The following is a 15,205-nucleotide window of genomic DNA, read 5'->3' as shown; positions in this document are numbered from 1 at the left end:
GCCTTCACGCGTGGGTCAGGGCAGGCGGACGGACTGGGCGTGGCGGAAGAAGTCGGTCGGGTCGTACTTCTTCTTCACCTGCTGAAGCCGGGGGTAGTTGTCCTTGTAGTAGAGCTTGTACCAGGGCGCCGACGACGTGTTGTACGCCGGGTCGTTCAGGTCGTTGTCGGGGTAGTTGACGTAGCAGCCGTCGGTGACGGCGTTGGGCACGGGCACGCCGCCGGTGTCGGCGTAGACCTCCGCGTAGCACTGCCGGTTCCAGGCGATGTAGGCGGCGTCCTCGGCCGGGTCGTTCCAGAGGGACATCCACATCATCTTGAAGAACGACTCGCGGTGCGGGTAGCCGGTGGCCGACGGCGCGGGCCGGTTGACCTCGCCGCCGTAGGAGCTGAGCGTGATGGAGGCGCCGGGCAGCGTGACGTCCGTGCGCGTCAGGTGCTTGTACAGCGCCGCGAGCTGCCGGTCGGGGAAGGCCGCGCGCATGTACGAGGACTTGTACTCCTGCCGGTAGGTCGGGTCGGTGAGGTTGGTGTTGGTGAGCGCGAGGTACCGGGTGGCCTCCAGCCACGGCAGCCTGCGGGGCTCGGCGTAGGCGGCCATCGGGCCGAACTCGGCGAACGGGCGGGTGACGGCCTCCGTCGGCACGTCGACGCCTTCGCCGATCGCGGCACGGTAGTCGTCGAGCAGCCGGCGGGCGTCGGGGACGGTGGCGTCGACCTGGGTGACCATGGCGATCTGACCGGCGGACCTGTGGGTCAGCACGAGGAAGCTGGCGAGCGCCAGTTCGGGGGCGCCCGGGGCGCTGTGCGCGGTGAACCAGCGCGCGTAGTTCTGGGCCAGCCGGGAGACCTTGGCCTCCGTCATGCTCTCCCACGGCCAGGCCTGCGCGACCAGGTACACCTCGCGGGGCGGCTTGGGCAGCAGCTTCCTGGGGTCGGTGCCGGTGGCCCCGGGGGTGCGGAACCAGTAGCGGGTGACGACGCCGAAGTTGCCGCCGCCGCCGCCCGCGTGGGCCCACCACAGCTCGCGGTGGGGGTCGTTCGGGTCGTTGGTCGCGACGACGGTGCGGACCCTGCCGTCGGCGCCGACGACGACCACCTCGACGGCGCACAGGTAGTCGATGATCAGGCCGAGCTGGCGGCAGAGCAGGCCCCAGCCGCCGCCGCTGACGTGCCCGCCGGCCGCGACGGAGTGGCAGATGCCGCCGGGAACGGTGACGCCGTACACCTGGTACAGCAGGGCGTAGACGTCGAGGAGCTGGGCGCCGGTCTCGACGGCGAACGCGCGCCGGCCGGAGTCGTAGTAGACCTTGTCGAGCAGCGACAGGTCGAGCACCACCTGGACCTCGGGGTTGAAGACCCAGTCCTCCAGGCAGTGCCCGCCGGAGCGCACCGTCAGCCGCTTGCCGGCCGTGACGGCCGCCTGCACCACGCCGGCCACCTGGGAGACGTCGTCCACGATCTGGACGGCCTCGGGGTTGCCGACGTAGCGCCGGTTCATTCCGTGGACGAGTTCGCCGTACTGGGCGTCCGCCGGCGTCACCCTCACCGGGGCGAACGTCCTGACGCCCGCGGCGTCCTCGGCCGCCGCCGGCCGGGCGAGGACCCCGCCCACGGCGGCCGTGCCGCCGAGTGCCGCCGCGGTGGTGAAAAGCCGCCTGCGGCCTATCCCTTTACTGTCGTGCACGTGAAGTTCTCCCGTTCTCGCCATTTTCGGCGCACTTCAACACCCGCTCTTCTGCGCCGCGACAGTACGAATCAGTCATCGCCGAAAACACTCCGGATCTTGCGGTCGCATCCCTGAACGGCAGATTCCGGGATACGACCGCAAGATGGGGAGTGTCGGAAGGACCTCGGATCGCCACCATCGGAGTCCAGGCCGAATTCGCATGGTGGAAGGGGGCGCGCCGGTGACGGTCAGCGTCGGTGAGGTGTACGAGAACCCGCGGTGCCGGGAGCGGGTCGTGATCAGAACGCCGTCCTCGCACACGGGCGGGGCGCGCACCGTGATGGACGTGTACTCCGAGCCCGGTGGCGCGGTGTCGGGCGAGCACCTGCACCCGGTGAGCGAGGAGCGCTTCACCCTGGTGCGCGGCAAGGTCGCCTTCCTGATCGGGGGGCGCCAGGTGACCCTCGAGGAGCCGGGGCAGAGCGTGCTCATCCAGCCCGGCATCAAGCACCGGTGGTGGAACTGCAGCGGCGAGCCGGCCTTCCACATCTGCGAGGTGCGCAAGAACAGCGACCGGTTCGAGCAGTTGGTGCTGCGCCAGCTGTTCGGGCTCGCGCAGGACGGCAAGACGACGCCCGAGGGCATGCCGCGGCTGCTGCAGCAGGCGGTGACCACGCTGGAGTTCGGTGACGTGGTGCGGTTCACCTCGCCCCCGTGGGCGCTGCAGCGCGTCCTGTTCACCGCGCTGGCGCCGATCGCCCGGCTGCTGGGGCACCAGGGGTGCGACCCCCGCTACATGGACCGCAAGCCGTCCGAGATCGCGGAGCTGGAGGAGCTCCCGGAGGAGGTCATGCGCTGGCACCGCTGACCCCGCGGGCCCGGCGGACACCGCCTGCAACACCTTGGGGCAGGGCGGTGTTTCCGTAGACGAGAGCACATCGCACCACGCTCCTCCCCTGCCAGGGCGGGGCCGACCATCGAGAAGGAACCTTATGGATCTGCAGCTTTCCGGCCGGGTCGCCGTCGTGACCGGCGCCTCCAAGGGCATCGGCCTGGCCATCGTCCGCACGCTCCTCGAAGAGGGCGCCAAGGTCGTGGCCACCTCCCGCAAGAGCACCCCGGAGCTGGACGCGCTGGCCGGCCCGAACCTCGCGCACGTCCCGGCCGACTTCATGGACGACGACGCGCCGGCCCAGGTCGTCGCCAGCGCTGTGGAGAAGTTCGGCGGGCTCGACATCCTGGTCAACAACGCGGGCGGCCCGCCGCCCGGTGTGACCCTGCCGCGCGGTTCGTTCCTGCACGCCTCCGACGAGGAGTGGCGTGCCATGTTCGAGTTCAACCTGTTCTCGGCCGTGCGCGCCATCCGTGCCGCCGTTCCGCACCTGCTGGAGCGCGGTGGCGGTTCGATCGTGAACATCTCTTCCGGCAACGCCCGGCAGCCCTCGCCGATCAACGTCGACTACGGCGCGGCGAAGGCCGCTCTGAGCAACATCACCAAGGTGCTCTCGGGCGAGTTCGCGCCCCAGGGCATCCGCGTGAACACGGTCTCCCCCGGTGTGGTGCGCACGCCGTGGTGGACCGACGAGGGCGGCGTCGCCGACATGATCGCCTCGCAGGCCGGCACCGACAAGGACAGCGTCCTGAACAACGTCGTCCCGGAGATGCTGAACCTGGCCACGGGCCGTTTCGTCGAGCCGCAGGAGGTGGCCGACGCCGTCGTCCTGCTGGCGTCGCCGCGTTCCGGCAGCACCACGGGCGCCGAGTTCGTCGTGGACGGCGGACTCCTCAAGGAGCTCTGAGCGGCACCGTCCTCACGGAGCCCTGAGCAGCATCGTGTCCTCGGAGCTCCGAGCCTCTCGGAGCCCTGAGCAGCATCGTGCGGGAGGGCCGGCGCGTCCCGGCTCCTCCCGCTCGTGCCCGGCCGGTCGGACCGCGGCCGGGCGCGCGACGTGGCACGGTCCGCCGTCGGCCCGTCGGGGCCCCCGTCTTCCCAGGAAGCGGGGCCCCGGCGGCGTCGCCGGACCCTGACGTGCCGCCCACGGTGGCGCCGCTGACTTCTCGCGGGCCGCCGCGGCGCCCCGCCGTCGCGGGCGCCCTGACGCGGGCACCGGCCCGCTTCCCGTCTTCCCGCCCCCGCCGTGCCGTCGCACGGCCCCTGGGCCATGCGTCCGGACCACCGGACCCGCCTGCGGCGCCGACTCCCGGGAGTTGTCATGCCCTTGCCAGTCGCTGCCCGTGCGCGAAGCGGCGCGGCGCCCCCGCCGGACCGCCGGCTGCTCGCCCTGGCCGTCCTCGCCCCCCTGCTCGCCAACGCCGACATGGGGATCGTGACCCTCGCCCTCAGCGACATCCGGCACGACCTGTCGATGTCCCTCGACGCCGTGCAATGGGTCACGAACGTCTACGTGCTGCTGATGGGCGGGCTCCAGCTGCTCGGCGGCCGGCTCGCGGACCTGGCCGGGGCCCGGCGTCTCTTCCTGCACGGCCTGGGCGCCTTCGCCGCCGCCTCGGCCCTGTGCGGCGCCGCGCCCAGCGGCCCCCTCCTCGTCACCGCCCGCGCCGGGCAGGCGCTGGCGGCCGCCGTGCTCGTGCCCGCCGCGATGTCGCTGCTGGTGACGGCGGCCGCGCCGCAGTGGCGGGCCCGCGCCCTGGCGCTGTGGGCGGGCGCGGGCGGCGTCGGCTCGGTGGCCGGGGTGCTGTGCGGCGGTCTCGTGGTCGGCGGCCTCGACTGGCGCTGGGCGTTCTGGATCAACGTCCCGGTGATCGCCGTCGCCCTGGCGGTGGCCCGCCGCACCCCCCTGCCCGACCCGCCCCGGGCCCGTGGCCTCCGCCTCGACCTGGCCGGAGCCGCCGCCCTGACCGGGGCCCTGCTCGCGGCCGCGTACGCCCTGGTGCGGCTGGCCGAGCACGGCACCGACCGGTACGCGGTGTGCGCGGCGCTCGCCGCTCCCGCGCTGGCGGCCGTCTTCGCGTACCGCCAGCGCAGGTGCCCGCACGCGCTGCTGCCCGCCTCCCTGCTCCGCGACCGGAACCTGGTGTGCGGTGCGGCCGGCATCCTGCTCGTGTCGGCGGCCGCCGCGCCCGTCGTCTTCCTCGGCGGCCTGCGGCTGCGGGAGACCTACGGGTTCGGTGCGCCGGCCGCCGGCCTCGCCCTGCTGCCGATGGTCGGGGGGATCTTCGTCGTGGGCCGGGCCTGCAGCGTCCTGCTCACCCGGTACGGCGCCCGCCTGCCGTGCGCCCTCGGCTGTCTGCTCGTGGGGGCCGGGCTGTGGACGCTGGCCGCCCGCTCGGACGCCCCGGGGTACGTCTCGGGCGTGCTGCCCGGGCTGGTCCTGGCCGGTGCCGGCCTTCCGCTGATCTGGATGTCGTGCGAGGTCGTGGCCCTGGCCCGGTTCCGGGACTCCGGCGCGGGCCTCGCGGCGGGTCTGGTGCAGTGCGCCGGGCAGTTCGGGACCGCGCTGGGCACGGTGCTGGCGGTGGCGGTGTGCGGCCGTGGCGCCGGCGTGGCCGGCGGGGCCGGGCAGGCGTTCGGGGTGGCGGCCCTGCTGATGGTGCCGGCGCTGTGGGGCGCCCTGATCTGGCTGCCCGGCCGCCGGCCGGACGGGCCGGCACCCCGCACGCCCCCGGCCGGCCCCGCGCCAACCGCGTGGACGTCAGGCCCTGACGAGCCCGTCGTCACGGACCGGACCGCGCGGGACGGACAGGGTGCGCTGGGCCAGCAGGTCGAGCGACTGCCGGCCGCGCGCGCTTGAGGGCGGCTCCAGCCGCGGGTGGCCGGAGAGCATGTGGGTGTGCAGGAGTTGCAGCCGCGCCGACGGCTTGGTGTCGAGTTCCTCCCGCAGCCGGGCCCGCAGCCGGTGGTAGGCCATCAGCGCGTCGGCCTGTCGCCCCGACTGGTACAGGGCGAGCATGAGGTGCGCGACGAGGCCCTCGTGCGTCCCGTACTGGTGCACCAGCGCGGTGAGTTCGCCGAGGATCTCGTGGTGCCGGCCGAGCCGCAGCTCGGCGCCCAGGCGCTGGGGGACGGCGTCGAGCCGGTCACGCTCGACGACCTCGATGGCGGCCCTGAGGAGCGGACCGGTGGGCACGTCGACGAGCATCGGCCCCGTCCACATCGTCTCGGCGGCGCGCAGCTGCTCGACGGCCTCGGCGTACTCGCCCGCCATCAGCGTGGCGCGCGCGGCGCGCACCTGCTGCTCGTAGCGGTGCAGGTCCAGTTCGCCGGGCTCCAGCTTCAGCACGTATCCCTGGTCGCGGGTCTGCAGCCGGCCGGGGCCGCGCCCCGGGCCGCGCCGGGCCCCGTCCAGGGAGCGGCGTAACTGCATGACGTAGGTGTGCACCGCCGCGACCGCGCTCGACGGCGGCCGGTACTCCCAGATCTCCTCGACGATCTGCGCCACGGACACCACGTGGTTCGCGTTGAACGCCAGGAGCGACACCAGTTGCCGTTGTTTCGGGGCGGTCGGGGTCCGGTGCCGGCCCCCGTCGTCGCACACACTCAAAGGGCCTAGAACGCGAAAATCCATGTGAATTCCCCCATCGTCGCTTAGGTCGTCCCGGGCAGCCCGGAGAGGGTCGGTCCCCGACGTGCCCCGTCGTGATGCGCAATGCGTGCGGATGCTATCGCCGTTCAGGCTCCGGGACTCCCCGCCGCGTCGAGCGGTCCTCCGGTGATCAGCTCCAGGAGCGCCCCGGGGTCGCCGGGCTCCCGGTCGGCCCGCCAGGCGACGTGCTGATCGGGGCGGACCAGCACCAGATCGCGCCCGTACAGATCGCGCGCGAGCGGGTCGTCGAGCGTCAGGGTCCGCAGCGGCACGCCGCGGGACCGGGCCGCGGCCTCGATCCCTCCGGTCGCCGGCGGACGCGGGCCGAGTCGCAGCAGGGTGAAGCCGGCGCCGAACCGGTCGAACAGCGAACTGCCTTCCGTGCGGCGGTCGTCGAGCCACAGATGGGGTGCGCGGCCACCCGGCACCGCCGAGGGGGTGTACGCGGCGAAGGAGTCGGGCACCGGCCCGGAGCCGTCCCCGGCGACGATCGGGGAGCCGTCGTAGCGGGCGCCCAGCTGCACCCCCAGGGTGTCCAGGGTGCGCATCCCGTACTCGGCCAGCTCCGCACCGGTCTTGGCCCGGGCCGCTTCGCCGGCGGCGGAGTCCGCCTCCAGCCAGGCGGGCCGGTCGACGGCGCCCAGCCCCTGTCCGAGCGTCCGGGCCGCCGAGGTGTTCCGGAGCGCGATCGGCCGGCGCTCGGTGCCGTACGAGTCCAGGAGGCCCGGGCCCGCCCATCCCCGCACCGCCGCCGCGAGCTTCCAGGCGAGGTTGGCGGCGTCGTCGACCCCGGTGTTCATGCCGAAGCCGCCGTTGGGCGTGAACAGGTGCGCGGCGTCCCCGACGAGCCGGACGCGGCCCGTGCCGAACGACTCGGCGACCAGCGCCGCGCCCGCGGTCCAGGGCCGGTGGCTGAGCACCTCGACCGGCAGGGGCTCTCCCGCCGCCCGCCGCACCAGCTCCACCAGATCGGCCTCCGTCGCCCGGTCCGGGTCCACGGAGCTGGTGAGCAGGAAGAACTCGTCCGCGCCGTCGAGCGCGATGAGGTTCAGCGCGAGGTCCGCGTTGACGACCCAGTTGCTCCACGCGCCGCGGTCGCGCAGGAAGTCCCGGTACAGCGTGGGCACCCGGAGGTGGGCGGCGGTGGAACGGCGTCCGAGGATGTCCTGGTCGAGGGCGCCCTCCCCCTCGTAGCGGATGCCGAGGTGGCGCCGGACCGTGCTGTGCCCGCCGTCGCACCCCGCGACGTACGCCGCCCGGAACACGCGCCGTCCGCCCTCGCGTTCCGCCACGACGTCGACGTGCCCCGCGCTCTCGCGCAGGGCGGTGACGGTCCAGCCGTAGCACAGGGTGATGTTCCGCCGGCCGCGGGCGTGGTCGAGCAGCAGCCGCTCCACGTACATCTGGTTCGCGCGGTGCATCGGTTCGGGGGCCGGGTCCGCGCGGTCGGCCGCGGCCCGCGCGCTCAGCACCTCGGCGGTGCCCGGCCAGGGCAGCAGGGCCAGTTCGTGCGCGTTGTAGCGGGTGAAGAAGGAGATGCCGGCCGAGTGGCCGGCGGGCAGTCCGAGGGCACGGATCCGCTCGGCCAGTCCGAGCGTGCGGTAGTGCTCCATGGTCCGGGCGTTGTGGGTGCTGCCGCGCGGCTGATCGGGCACGTCCGCTTGGGAGTTGAGGACGACGCAGGGCACTCCCTGCCGGTCGAGCAGCAGCGCGAGCATCAATCCGACCGGTCCGCCGCCGACGACGGCGACCGGGGTTGTCAGCGGGTCGTCCATCCGACGCGGCCTCCAGCCTTCCTCGAGATCGAACCGGTGCGATCGTTGCAACCCCCTCTGAAGAACGGAGCAAGATCGGCCACGGGGGCGGTTTTCCATCGGCCCTTTAGCAGCCGGCTGGAGACTCCGCCACGAGCCTTTGCCGAACCGCTGGGGTGTCACGGGCCGCGATGTCTCACCGGTGACCGGAGCAAATCGACGTATCACTGCGGAGTGTGAGGTATTCCTATGTTCCTGCTCGGCACACACAGGTCCGCCGCGCAACGCCTGCGCCTCCATGCCGACCGGGACCTGGGGGCGGGGAACTTCTTCTGGCACGCCTGGCGCATCGCCCGCGACCGGGACCGCCCGCTCCTCTTCCACCCCGACACGTCCTCCCCCACCTGGGCGACGGAGGAGCCGCGGGGCGTGTCCCTGGACGACCTGCGGGTGGCCGTCATCCGCTACGCCCACTGGTACCGCGGCCGCGGGGTGGGGCCCGGGTCGCACGTGGGCCTGCACACCCGTGACGGACTGCTCGGCCTGATCCACCACATCGCCATCACGTCGCTCGGCGCCGCCGCCGTGCACTGCAACCCCAAGATGGCCCCGGCGACGGCCGCCGAGTACTTCCTGCGCACCCGGACCACGGTGCTCGTGGGCGACGACGACCTGCTCAAGGGGCTCGCGGACGCCTGGCGTTCGGACGCGCCGGGGAAGACCACGCCCGAGGTCGCGGACATCGCCGCGCTCGCCGTCACCGCTCCCCTGCCGCCCCGGCCGATGCCCGGCTTCCCGCACCGGCACGCCGACGAAGACCTGATCATGATCTCGCACTCGTCGGGCACCACCGGCCGGCCCAAGGCCCCGGTGTTCCACCACGGTTCATTCTTCGCGGGCAAGCGGGAACGGCTGTGGTCCTTCCCCTCGCTGCGCTCCGACCGGCTGCTCACGGCGCTGCCGCACAGCCACTCCGCCGGCATCAGCTACCTCAGCCTGGCGATCCTGCTCGGCATCCCGACGCTGATCCTGGACGACGCGAGCGGCCCGGCCGTGGCGCGGGCGGTGAACCTGTTCCACCCCACCACCGTGCTGGCCTTCCCCCTCACCCTCGCCGAGATACCCGCCGAGGAGATCGGCCCGGAGGCCGCGCGGTACATCCACACCTGGCACGGCATGGGCGACGCCTCCCACGAGCGGCACATCCGCCCGCTGATCGCCCTCGGCCGGCGCACCGAGAACGGCCGGGTCCTGAACGGCTCGCGCTACCTCGACGGGCTCGGGTCGTCGGAGATGGGCATGGTGCTGTTCAAGCAGGCCTACACGCCCGAGACGACCCGGTACGCCCGCCACATCGGCCTCCCCGTCAAGGTGGTGCGCAAGGCGGCGGTGCTCGACGACCAGGGCCGTGAACTGCCCGACGGGCAGGCCGGCCGGCTCGGCGTGCAGACCCCCAGCGTCACCGCCGGCTACCTGGACGAGCCGGACCTGACCGCGGACTCGACGGTCAACGGGTACTTCCTCACGGGAGACATCATGCGCCGCGAGAGCGACGGCACCTGGTACCACCTCGACCGCACCCCCGACGTGATCCACACCGTCGACGGACCGGTGTACAGCCTCCCGGCGGAGGAGGTCGTCCTGCTCGCGACGCGGGCGCTGGACACCGCGGTCGTCGCGGTCGACGACCCCGACGCACAGGGACGCTCCCGCCCCCTGGCGGTCGTCCTCTTCGCCGACGGCGCCCGGCGCGACGCGGCCCCGCTCCTGGAGACGTGCAACGAGGCCCTGGCCCGCGAGGGCCTGGCACCGCTCGGCGGGCTGCTGGTGGCGCGCGACCGCTCCGAACTCCCCGTCGGCGTCACGGGCAAGGTCCTCAAGCGCCTGCTGCGCGAACGCCTGCGCACCGCGCTGTCCAGCACCGGCGACCCGGCGCTCGCCGTGTCCGCCCCTGTACGGAAGGCCTGACGATGCCCGGTACCGAGACGACGGCGGCGCGTCAGGTGGTGGACCTGATCACCGGCACCTGGCGGGCCCAGGCCCTGCACGCGGCGGCCGCCCTGTCCCTGCCCGACCACATCGCCGCGGGCACCGGCACCGTGCCGGAGCTGGCCGAACGCACGGGTGCCAGCGAGGACGGCCTCGCACGGCTGCTGCGGCTGCTCGCGGCGCTCGGCGTGTTCACCGGCGACGAGGAGCGGGGCTACGGCCTCACCGACGTGGGCGCGCTCCTCGTCGCCGACGGCGAGCGGTCCATGCGCGACATGGTGCTGCTGTACGGGGAGGAGTTCCACCGCGCCTGGGGCGCGGTGGTGCCCGCGGTCCGCACCGGGACCTCCGGCTTCGAGCACGCCTTCGGCACCTCGCTGCACGCCTATCTGCGCGACGAGCCCGACGCGGGGCCGCGGTTCCTGCGTGCCATGAACGCCGGCAACGTCTTCTTCCCCGAGGTCGCGGCGGCCTTCGACTTCACGGGGGCGCGCACCGTGGTCGACGTGGCGGGCGGCAGCGGCCTGCTGCTGTCGGCCGTGCTCCAGGCCCACCCGCATCTGACGGGGACCGTCTTCGACCTGCCGCACATGCTTCCGGTGGCTGAGCGGCATCTGGGCGCCACCGTCGAGGCCCACCGCTACGAGACGGTCGCGGGCGACGTCTTCGACAAGGTCCCCGCGGGCAACGACGTGTACCTGCTGTCCCGGGTGCTGCAGGACTGGGACGACGAACGGTGTGCCACGCTCCTCGCCAACATCCGGGAGGCCATGGCGGACACCGGACGGCTGCTGGTCCTCGAACGGGTGGTCGCCACCGACGGGACGGCGCCCGTGCTGCCCCTGCTGTGGGACCTCCATCTGCTGATGGCCGCGGGCGGCCGCGAGCGCACCCTCGACGGATACCGATCCGTCCTGGGCGCCGCGGGCCTGCGTCTGGAGAGCGTGCACCCCCTCGCCCTCGAGACGAGTCTGCTGGTCGCCGCGCCGGCATGAGGCGGCCCCTCCGACCCAGCCCTCCTCCGACCCCATGGAGTACCCCTATGTCCAGCGGTGACCTCGTCCTGTGCCTCGTCGGCGCGGGACCGCGCGGTCTGTCGGTTCTCGAGCGGCTGTGCGCCAACGAACGCGCGACGGCCGCTCACCGGGCGGTCACCGTGCACGTCGTCGACCCCTACCGGCCCGGAGCCGGGCGGGTGTGGCAGTCCGGACAGTCGCGTGTGCTGCTGATGAACACCGTCGCCTCACAGGTGACCGTGTTCACCGACGACAGCGTGGAGATGGACGGCCCCGTCGAACCGGGACCCAGTCTGTACGCGTGGGCGCGCACGCTGGATGCCGGGCACGACGAGGCCGTGCTCGCCGAGGCGCGCCGGCTCGGCCCGGACGACTACCCGTCCCGTGCCTTCTACGGCCGCTACCTGGAGGACGTCTTCGCCCGGGTGGTGGCCGGCGCCCCGTCGCACGTGCGCGTGGAGGTGCACCGGGCCCGGGCCGTCGGCCTGCGGGAGCGGGCCGGGGACGGCGCGCAGCAGGTGGTCCTGTCCGACGGGAGGGTCCTCGACGGCCTCGACGCGGTCGTCCTCTCCCAGGGCCACGTGCCGACCGAGGTCTCCGCGGCCGAGCGGCAGCTCTCGCTGCGCGCCCGGGACCACGGGCTGCTGCACGTCCTGCCGGCCAACCCGGCCGACCTGGACCTGTCGGACGTACGGTCCGGCGAGACCGTGCTGGTGCGCGGGCTCGGCCTGAACTTCTTCGACCACATGGCGCTGCTCACGGTGGCGCGCGGCGGCCGCTTCGACCGCGTCGGCGAGCGTCTCGTCTACCGTCCCTCCGGCCGGGAGCCGCGCATCGTCGCGGGCTCCCGGCGGGGCATCCCGTACCACGCCCGCGGCGCCAACGAGAAGGGCGCGCACGGCCGTCACGAGCCGCGCGTGCTGACGGAGAAGGTGGTCGCGGCGCTGCGGGAACGCGCGGTGGACGGCGAGCGCGTGTACTTCGGCACCGATCTGTGGCCGCTGATCTCCCGGGAGGTCGAGAGCGTCTACTACGGGGCGCTGCTGGCCGCCCGGGGCCGGGAGGCCGAACGGGAGGGGTTCGTACGGCGGTTCGTGTCGCTGCCCGAGGGTCCCGGCACGGCCGGGACGGTGGACGGGCTGCTCGACGCGTACGGCATCGCGCCCGACGAGCGGTGGGACTGGGACCGGATCCTGCGGCCTTACGGCGACGGGGAGTTCGCCGACCGGGCGGAGTTCCGCCGCTGGATGCTCGGGCACCTGCGCCAGGACGTGCGCGAGGCCCGGGCGGGCAATGTGAGCGGGCCGCTCAAGGCGGCCCTCGACGTGCTGCGCGATCTGCGCAACGAGGTCCGGCTCGCCCTCGACCACGGCGGCCTGGACGGCCACTCCTACCGGGACCAGGTGGAGGGCTGGTACACCCCGCTCAACGCCTTCCTGTCGATCGGCCCGCCCTTCTCCCGCGTCGAGGAGCTGATCGCGCTGATCGAGGCGGGGGTCCTGGACCTGATCGGTCCGGGCATGCGGGTGCGCGTCGACGGCGCGGCGGGAGCGTTCGTCGCCGAGTCGGACGGCGTGGCGGGCGATCCCGTGCGCGCCCGGGTGCTGGTCGAGGCACGGCTGCCGGAACCGGACCTGCGCCGGACCCGTGATCCGCTGCTGCGCGGGCTGCTGTCCACCGGGCAGTGCCGTCCGTTCCGCATCCCCGGTGCGTGCGGCACGAGTTACGAGACGGGCGGTCTGGAGGTCACCGAGCGCCCGTACCACCTGGTCGACGCGTACGGCCGCAGTCATCCGCGGCGCTTCGCGTACGGGGTGCCGACGGAGGCGGTGCACTGGGTGACGGCGGCCGGCATCCGGCCCGGGGTGAACTCGGTGACCCTGGGCGACTCCGACGCCATCGCGCGCGCCGTCCTCGCCCTCTCCCCCGCCGCGGCGGGCGGCTCCCGGCGCCGTTCCGGCAGGACGCTGACGGAGGCGCCGGCATGACCGCGGACGGAGCGGGACTGGATTCCGGGCTGCTCTCCCCGGTGCGGGCGGGCACCCCGGTCGAGCGGGCGGTCGGCGACGAGGCCTGGCTCCAGGCGATGCTGGACGCGGAGGCGGCGCTGGCACGCGCCCAGGCCGGGCTCGGCACCGTGCCGGCGCGGGCCGCCGCCGCGATCACCCGGGCCGCGCACGCGGACCGGCTCGATCTGCGCCGGCTCGCCGTCGCCGCGCGGGAGAGCGCCAACCCCGTGGTGGGCCTGGTCCGTGCCTTCGCCGCGGTCGTCGCCGAGGAGGACCCGGAGGCCGCCGAGTACGTGCACCGCGGCTCGACCAGCCAGGACGTCTTCGACACCGGCGCCATGCTGGTCTGCGACCGGGCGCTGCGCCTGGTGCGCGCCGATCTGCTGCGCACCGCGGAGGCCCTGGACCGGCTGGCGGTACGGCACCGGGACACCCTGATGGCGGGGCGGACGCTGACCCTGCACGCCGTACCGACCACCTTCGGGCTCAAGGCGGCCGGCTGGGGACTGCTGGTGCGCGGGGCGGCGGACCGCGTGGACCGGCTGCTCGCCGGCGGGCTGCCCGTCTCGCTCGGCGGCGCGGCGGGCACCCTGGCCGGGTACCTCCAGTACGCGGCGGTGGACGGCGCGTCGGCCGGCGCCGCCCACACGGCCGCGTACGCGGTCGCGCTGACCGAGGCGTTCGCGGCCGAGACCGGACTCGCGACGGCTCCGCTGCCCTGGCACGCGCTGCGTTCCCCCGTCGCCGACGTGGCCGCGGCGCTGGCCTTCGTCACCGGCGCGCTGGGGAAGATCGCCGTGGACGTGCAGTCGATGGGCCGCACCGAGGTCGGTGAGGTCGCCGAACCGCCCGTGGCCGGGCGTGGCGCCTCCTCGGCCATGCCGCACAAGCGCAATCCGGTGCTGGCCACGCTGATCCGTTCCGCCGCGCTCCAGGTTCCCGCGCTCGCGGGTGCGCTGACGCAGTGCCTGGTGACCGAGGACGAGCGCTCGGGCGGTGTCTGGCACGCCGAGTGGCTGCTGCTGCGGGAGTGCCTGCGGCTGGCGGGCGGCGCCTCGCACACCGCGGTCGAACTGTGCGAGGGGCTCGTCGTCCACGAGGGGCGGATGCGGGCCAACGCGGCCGCGACCGGCGCGCTGATGTCGTCCGAGCGGATCGCCGCGGTGCTCGCGCCCCTGCTCGGCAAGGCCACGGCGAAGCGGCTGCTGTCCGAGGCGGCCGGCACGGCCGAGCGCACCGGACGGCCCCTGGCCGACGTCCTCGCCGAGGACCCCCGGACCGGGTCCGCGCTGGATCCCGGGGAACTGGCGGAGCTGCTCGACCCCGCCGCCTACACCGGCGCGGCCGCCTCCCTGGTGGACCACGCCCTGGAACGCCACCGCACGACCTGACCCACCTCTGTCGTCCCGACCCCAGGAGTTGTGATGTCTGCCCGGCTCTTCACCTCTGAATCGGTCACCGAAGGCCATCCCGACAAGATCGCCGACCGTATCAGCGACACGATCCTCGACGCCCTCCTCGCCCAGGACCCCGCGGCCCGCGTCGCGGTGGAGACCCTGATCACCACCGGCCAGGTCCACGTCGCGGGCGAGGTCACGACCAGCGCGTACGTCGACATCCCCGCCCTCGTCCGCGAAACCGTCCTGGGGATCGGCTACGACTCCTCCGCCAAGGGCTTCGACGGTGCCTCCTGCGGCGTGTCCGTCTCCATCGGGGCCCAGTCCCCCGACATCGCCCGAGGGGTCGACACCGCGCACGAACAGCGGGTCGGCGGCGCCTCGCCGGCCGCGGAGGACCGGCTCGCCCTCCAGGGCGCCGGCGACCAGGGCCTGATGTTCGGATACGCCTGCGACGAGACGCCCAGCCTCATGCCGCTGCCCCTCCATCTGGCCCACCGCCTGTCGCGGCGTCTGGCGGAGGTGCGGCGCGACGGGAGCGTGCCGTACCTGCGCCCGGACGGCAAGACGCAGGTCACCCTCGAGTACCTGGGCAGCAGGCCCAAGCGCCTCGACACCGTCGTCGTCTCCTCCCAGCACGCCGGCGACATCGATCTGGACTCCCTGCTCACCCCCGACGTGCGCGAGCACGTCGTCGAGCACGTCCTGGACGAGCTGGCCCAGGAGGGCATCAAGCTGGAGACCGAGGGCCACCGCCTGCTGGTCAACCCGACCGGCCGCTTCGAGATCGGCGGCCCGATGGGCGACGCCGGCCTCACCGGCCGCAAG

11 protein-coding genes are annotated in these 15,205 nt (G+C 73.9%); 8 read left to right on the top strand and 3 right to left on the bottom strand.

What is annotated here, in order from left to right; all coding sequences use genetic code 11:
* Positions 1–15: 15 nt before the first annotated feature.
* Complete coding sequence (locus tag IE245_RS18020; RefSeq protein ID WP_229851350.1) at positions 16–1,686, bottom strand: FAD-binding oxidoreductase; 1,671 nt, start codon at positions 1,684–1,686, stop codon at positions 16–18.
* A gap of 277 nt (positions 1,687–1,963) precedes the next feature.
* Between IE245_RS18020 and IE245_RS18015 the strand changes: the two genes are divergently transcribed.
* The 3 genes from IE245_RS18015 (at position 1,964) to IE245_RS18005 (ending at position 5,420) form a co-directional block, all read left to right on the top strand.
* Positions 1,964–2,536, top strand: a complete 573-nt coding sequence (locus IE245_RS18015) for a cupin domain-containing protein (RefSeq protein WP_229851349.1) — start codon at positions 1,964–1,966, stop codon at positions 2,534–2,536.
* Positions 2,537–2,660: 124 nt separating this feature from the next.
* Positions 2,661–3,467, top strand: coding sequence for an SDR family NAD(P)-dependent oxidoreductase (locus tag IE245_RS18010; protein WP_189948700.1), 807 nt, complete (start codon positions 2,661–2,663; stop codon positions 3,465–3,467).
* Between the two features lie 414 nt (positions 3,468–3,881).
* A complete protein-coding gene (locus tag IE245_RS18005) occupies positions 3,882–5,420 on the top strand; it encodes an MFS transporter (protein ID WP_189948698.1) in 1,539 nt (512 codons plus the stop codon).
* On the opposite strand, the gene IE245_RS18000 is transcribed toward IE245_RS18005, so the two are convergent.
* Positions 5,322–6,194 (bottom strand): AfsR/SARP family transcriptional regulator, encoded by an 873-nt coding sequence (locus tag IE245_RS18000; protein ID WP_189948696.1) that lies wholly within the window; start codon positions 6,192–6,194, stop codon positions 5,322–5,324. The genes IE245_RS18005 and IE245_RS18000 overlap by 99 nt on opposite strands.
* Positions 6,195–6,298: 104 nt before the next feature.
* A complete protein-coding gene (locus IE245_RS17995; protein WP_189948694.1) occupies positions 6,299–7,987 on the bottom strand; it encodes an FAD-dependent monooxygenase in 1,689 nt (562 codons plus the stop codon).
* Positions 7,988–8,215: 228 nt separating this feature from the next.
* Here IE245_RS17995 and IE245_RS17990 point away from each other — a divergent pair, with 228 nt between their 5' ends.
* The 5 genes from IE245_RS17990 to metK all read left to right on the top strand — a co-directional run.
* Entirely contained in the window at positions 8,216–9,934 is a 1,719-nt protein-coding gene (locus tag IE245_RS17990) for a class I adenylate-forming enzyme family protein (protein ID WP_189948692.1), read from the top strand.
* Between the two features lie 2 nt (positions 9,935–9,936).
* Entirely contained in the window at positions 9,937–10,950 is a 1,014-nt protein-coding gene (locus IE245_RS17985; protein WP_189948689.1) for a methyltransferase, read from the top strand.
* Between the two features lie 47 nt (positions 10,951–10,997).
* Complete coding sequence (locus IE245_RS17980; protein WP_189948687.1) at positions 10,998–12,959, top strand: FAD/NAD(P)-binding protein; 1,962 nt, start codon at positions 10,998–11,000, stop codon at positions 12,957–12,959.
* On the top strand, positions 12,956–14,371 hold the full coding sequence (locus tag IE245_RS17975; RefSeq protein WP_189948686.1) for a nitrosuccinate lyase: 1,416 nt from the start codon (positions 12,956–12,958) through the stop codon (positions 14,369–14,371). Before IE245_RS17980 ends, IE245_RS17975 begins: the two co-directional genes overlap by 4 nt.
* A 33-nt stretch (positions 14,372–14,404) precedes the next feature.
* On the top strand, positions 14,405–15,205 hold an 801-nt coding region (gene metK / locus IE245_RS17970; RefSeq protein ID WP_189948684.1), incomplete at its 3' end, for a methionine adenosyltransferase.

The sequence above is a fragment of the Streptomyces roseolus genome, assembly GCF_014649855.1.
GTDB lineage: Bacteria > Actinomycetota > Actinomycetes > Streptomycetales > Streptomycetaceae > Streptomyces > Streptomyces roseolus.
The sequence above is the reverse complement of the archived record's forward strand: the minus strand, read 5'-3'. Positions and strand labels throughout refer to the sequence as shown.

What these genes read in the sequence shown, in the direction of transcription:
- IE245_RS18010 (WP_189948700.1), top strand. Translation starts at nt 2,661, where the DNA reads ATGGATCTGCAGCTTTCCGGCCGGGTCGCCGTCGTGACCGGCGCCTCC.
- IE245_RS18005 (WP_189948698.1), top strand. Translation starts at nt 3,882, where the DNA reads ATGCCCTTGCCAGTCGCTGCCCGTGCGCGAAGCGGCGCGGCGCCCCCG.
- IE245_RS18000 (WP_189948696.1), bottom strand. Translation starts at nt 6,194, where the DNA reads ATGGATTTTCGCGTTCTAGGCCCTTTGAGTGTGTGCGACGACGGGGGC.
- IE245_RS17995 (WP_189948694.1), bottom strand. Translation starts at nt 7,987, where the DNA reads ATGGACGACCCGCTGACAACCCCGGTCGCCGTCGTCGGCGGCGGACCG.
- IE245_RS17990 (WP_189948692.1), top strand. Translation starts at nt 8,216, where the DNA reads ATGTTCCTGCTCGGCACACACAGGTCCGCCGCGCAACGCCTGCGCCTC.
- IE245_RS17985 (WP_189948689.1), top strand. Translation starts at nt 9,937, where the DNA reads ATGCCCGGTACCGAGACGACGGCGGCGCGTCAGGTGGTGGACCTGATC.
- IE245_RS17980 (WP_189948687.1), top strand. Translation starts at nt 10,998, where the DNA reads ATGTCCAGCGGTGACCTCGTCCTGTGCCTCGTCGGCGCGGGACCGCGC.
- IE245_RS17975 (WP_189948686.1), top strand. Translation starts at nt 12,956, where the DNA reads ATGACCGCGGACGGAGCGGGACTGGATTCCGGGCTGCTCTCCCCGGTG.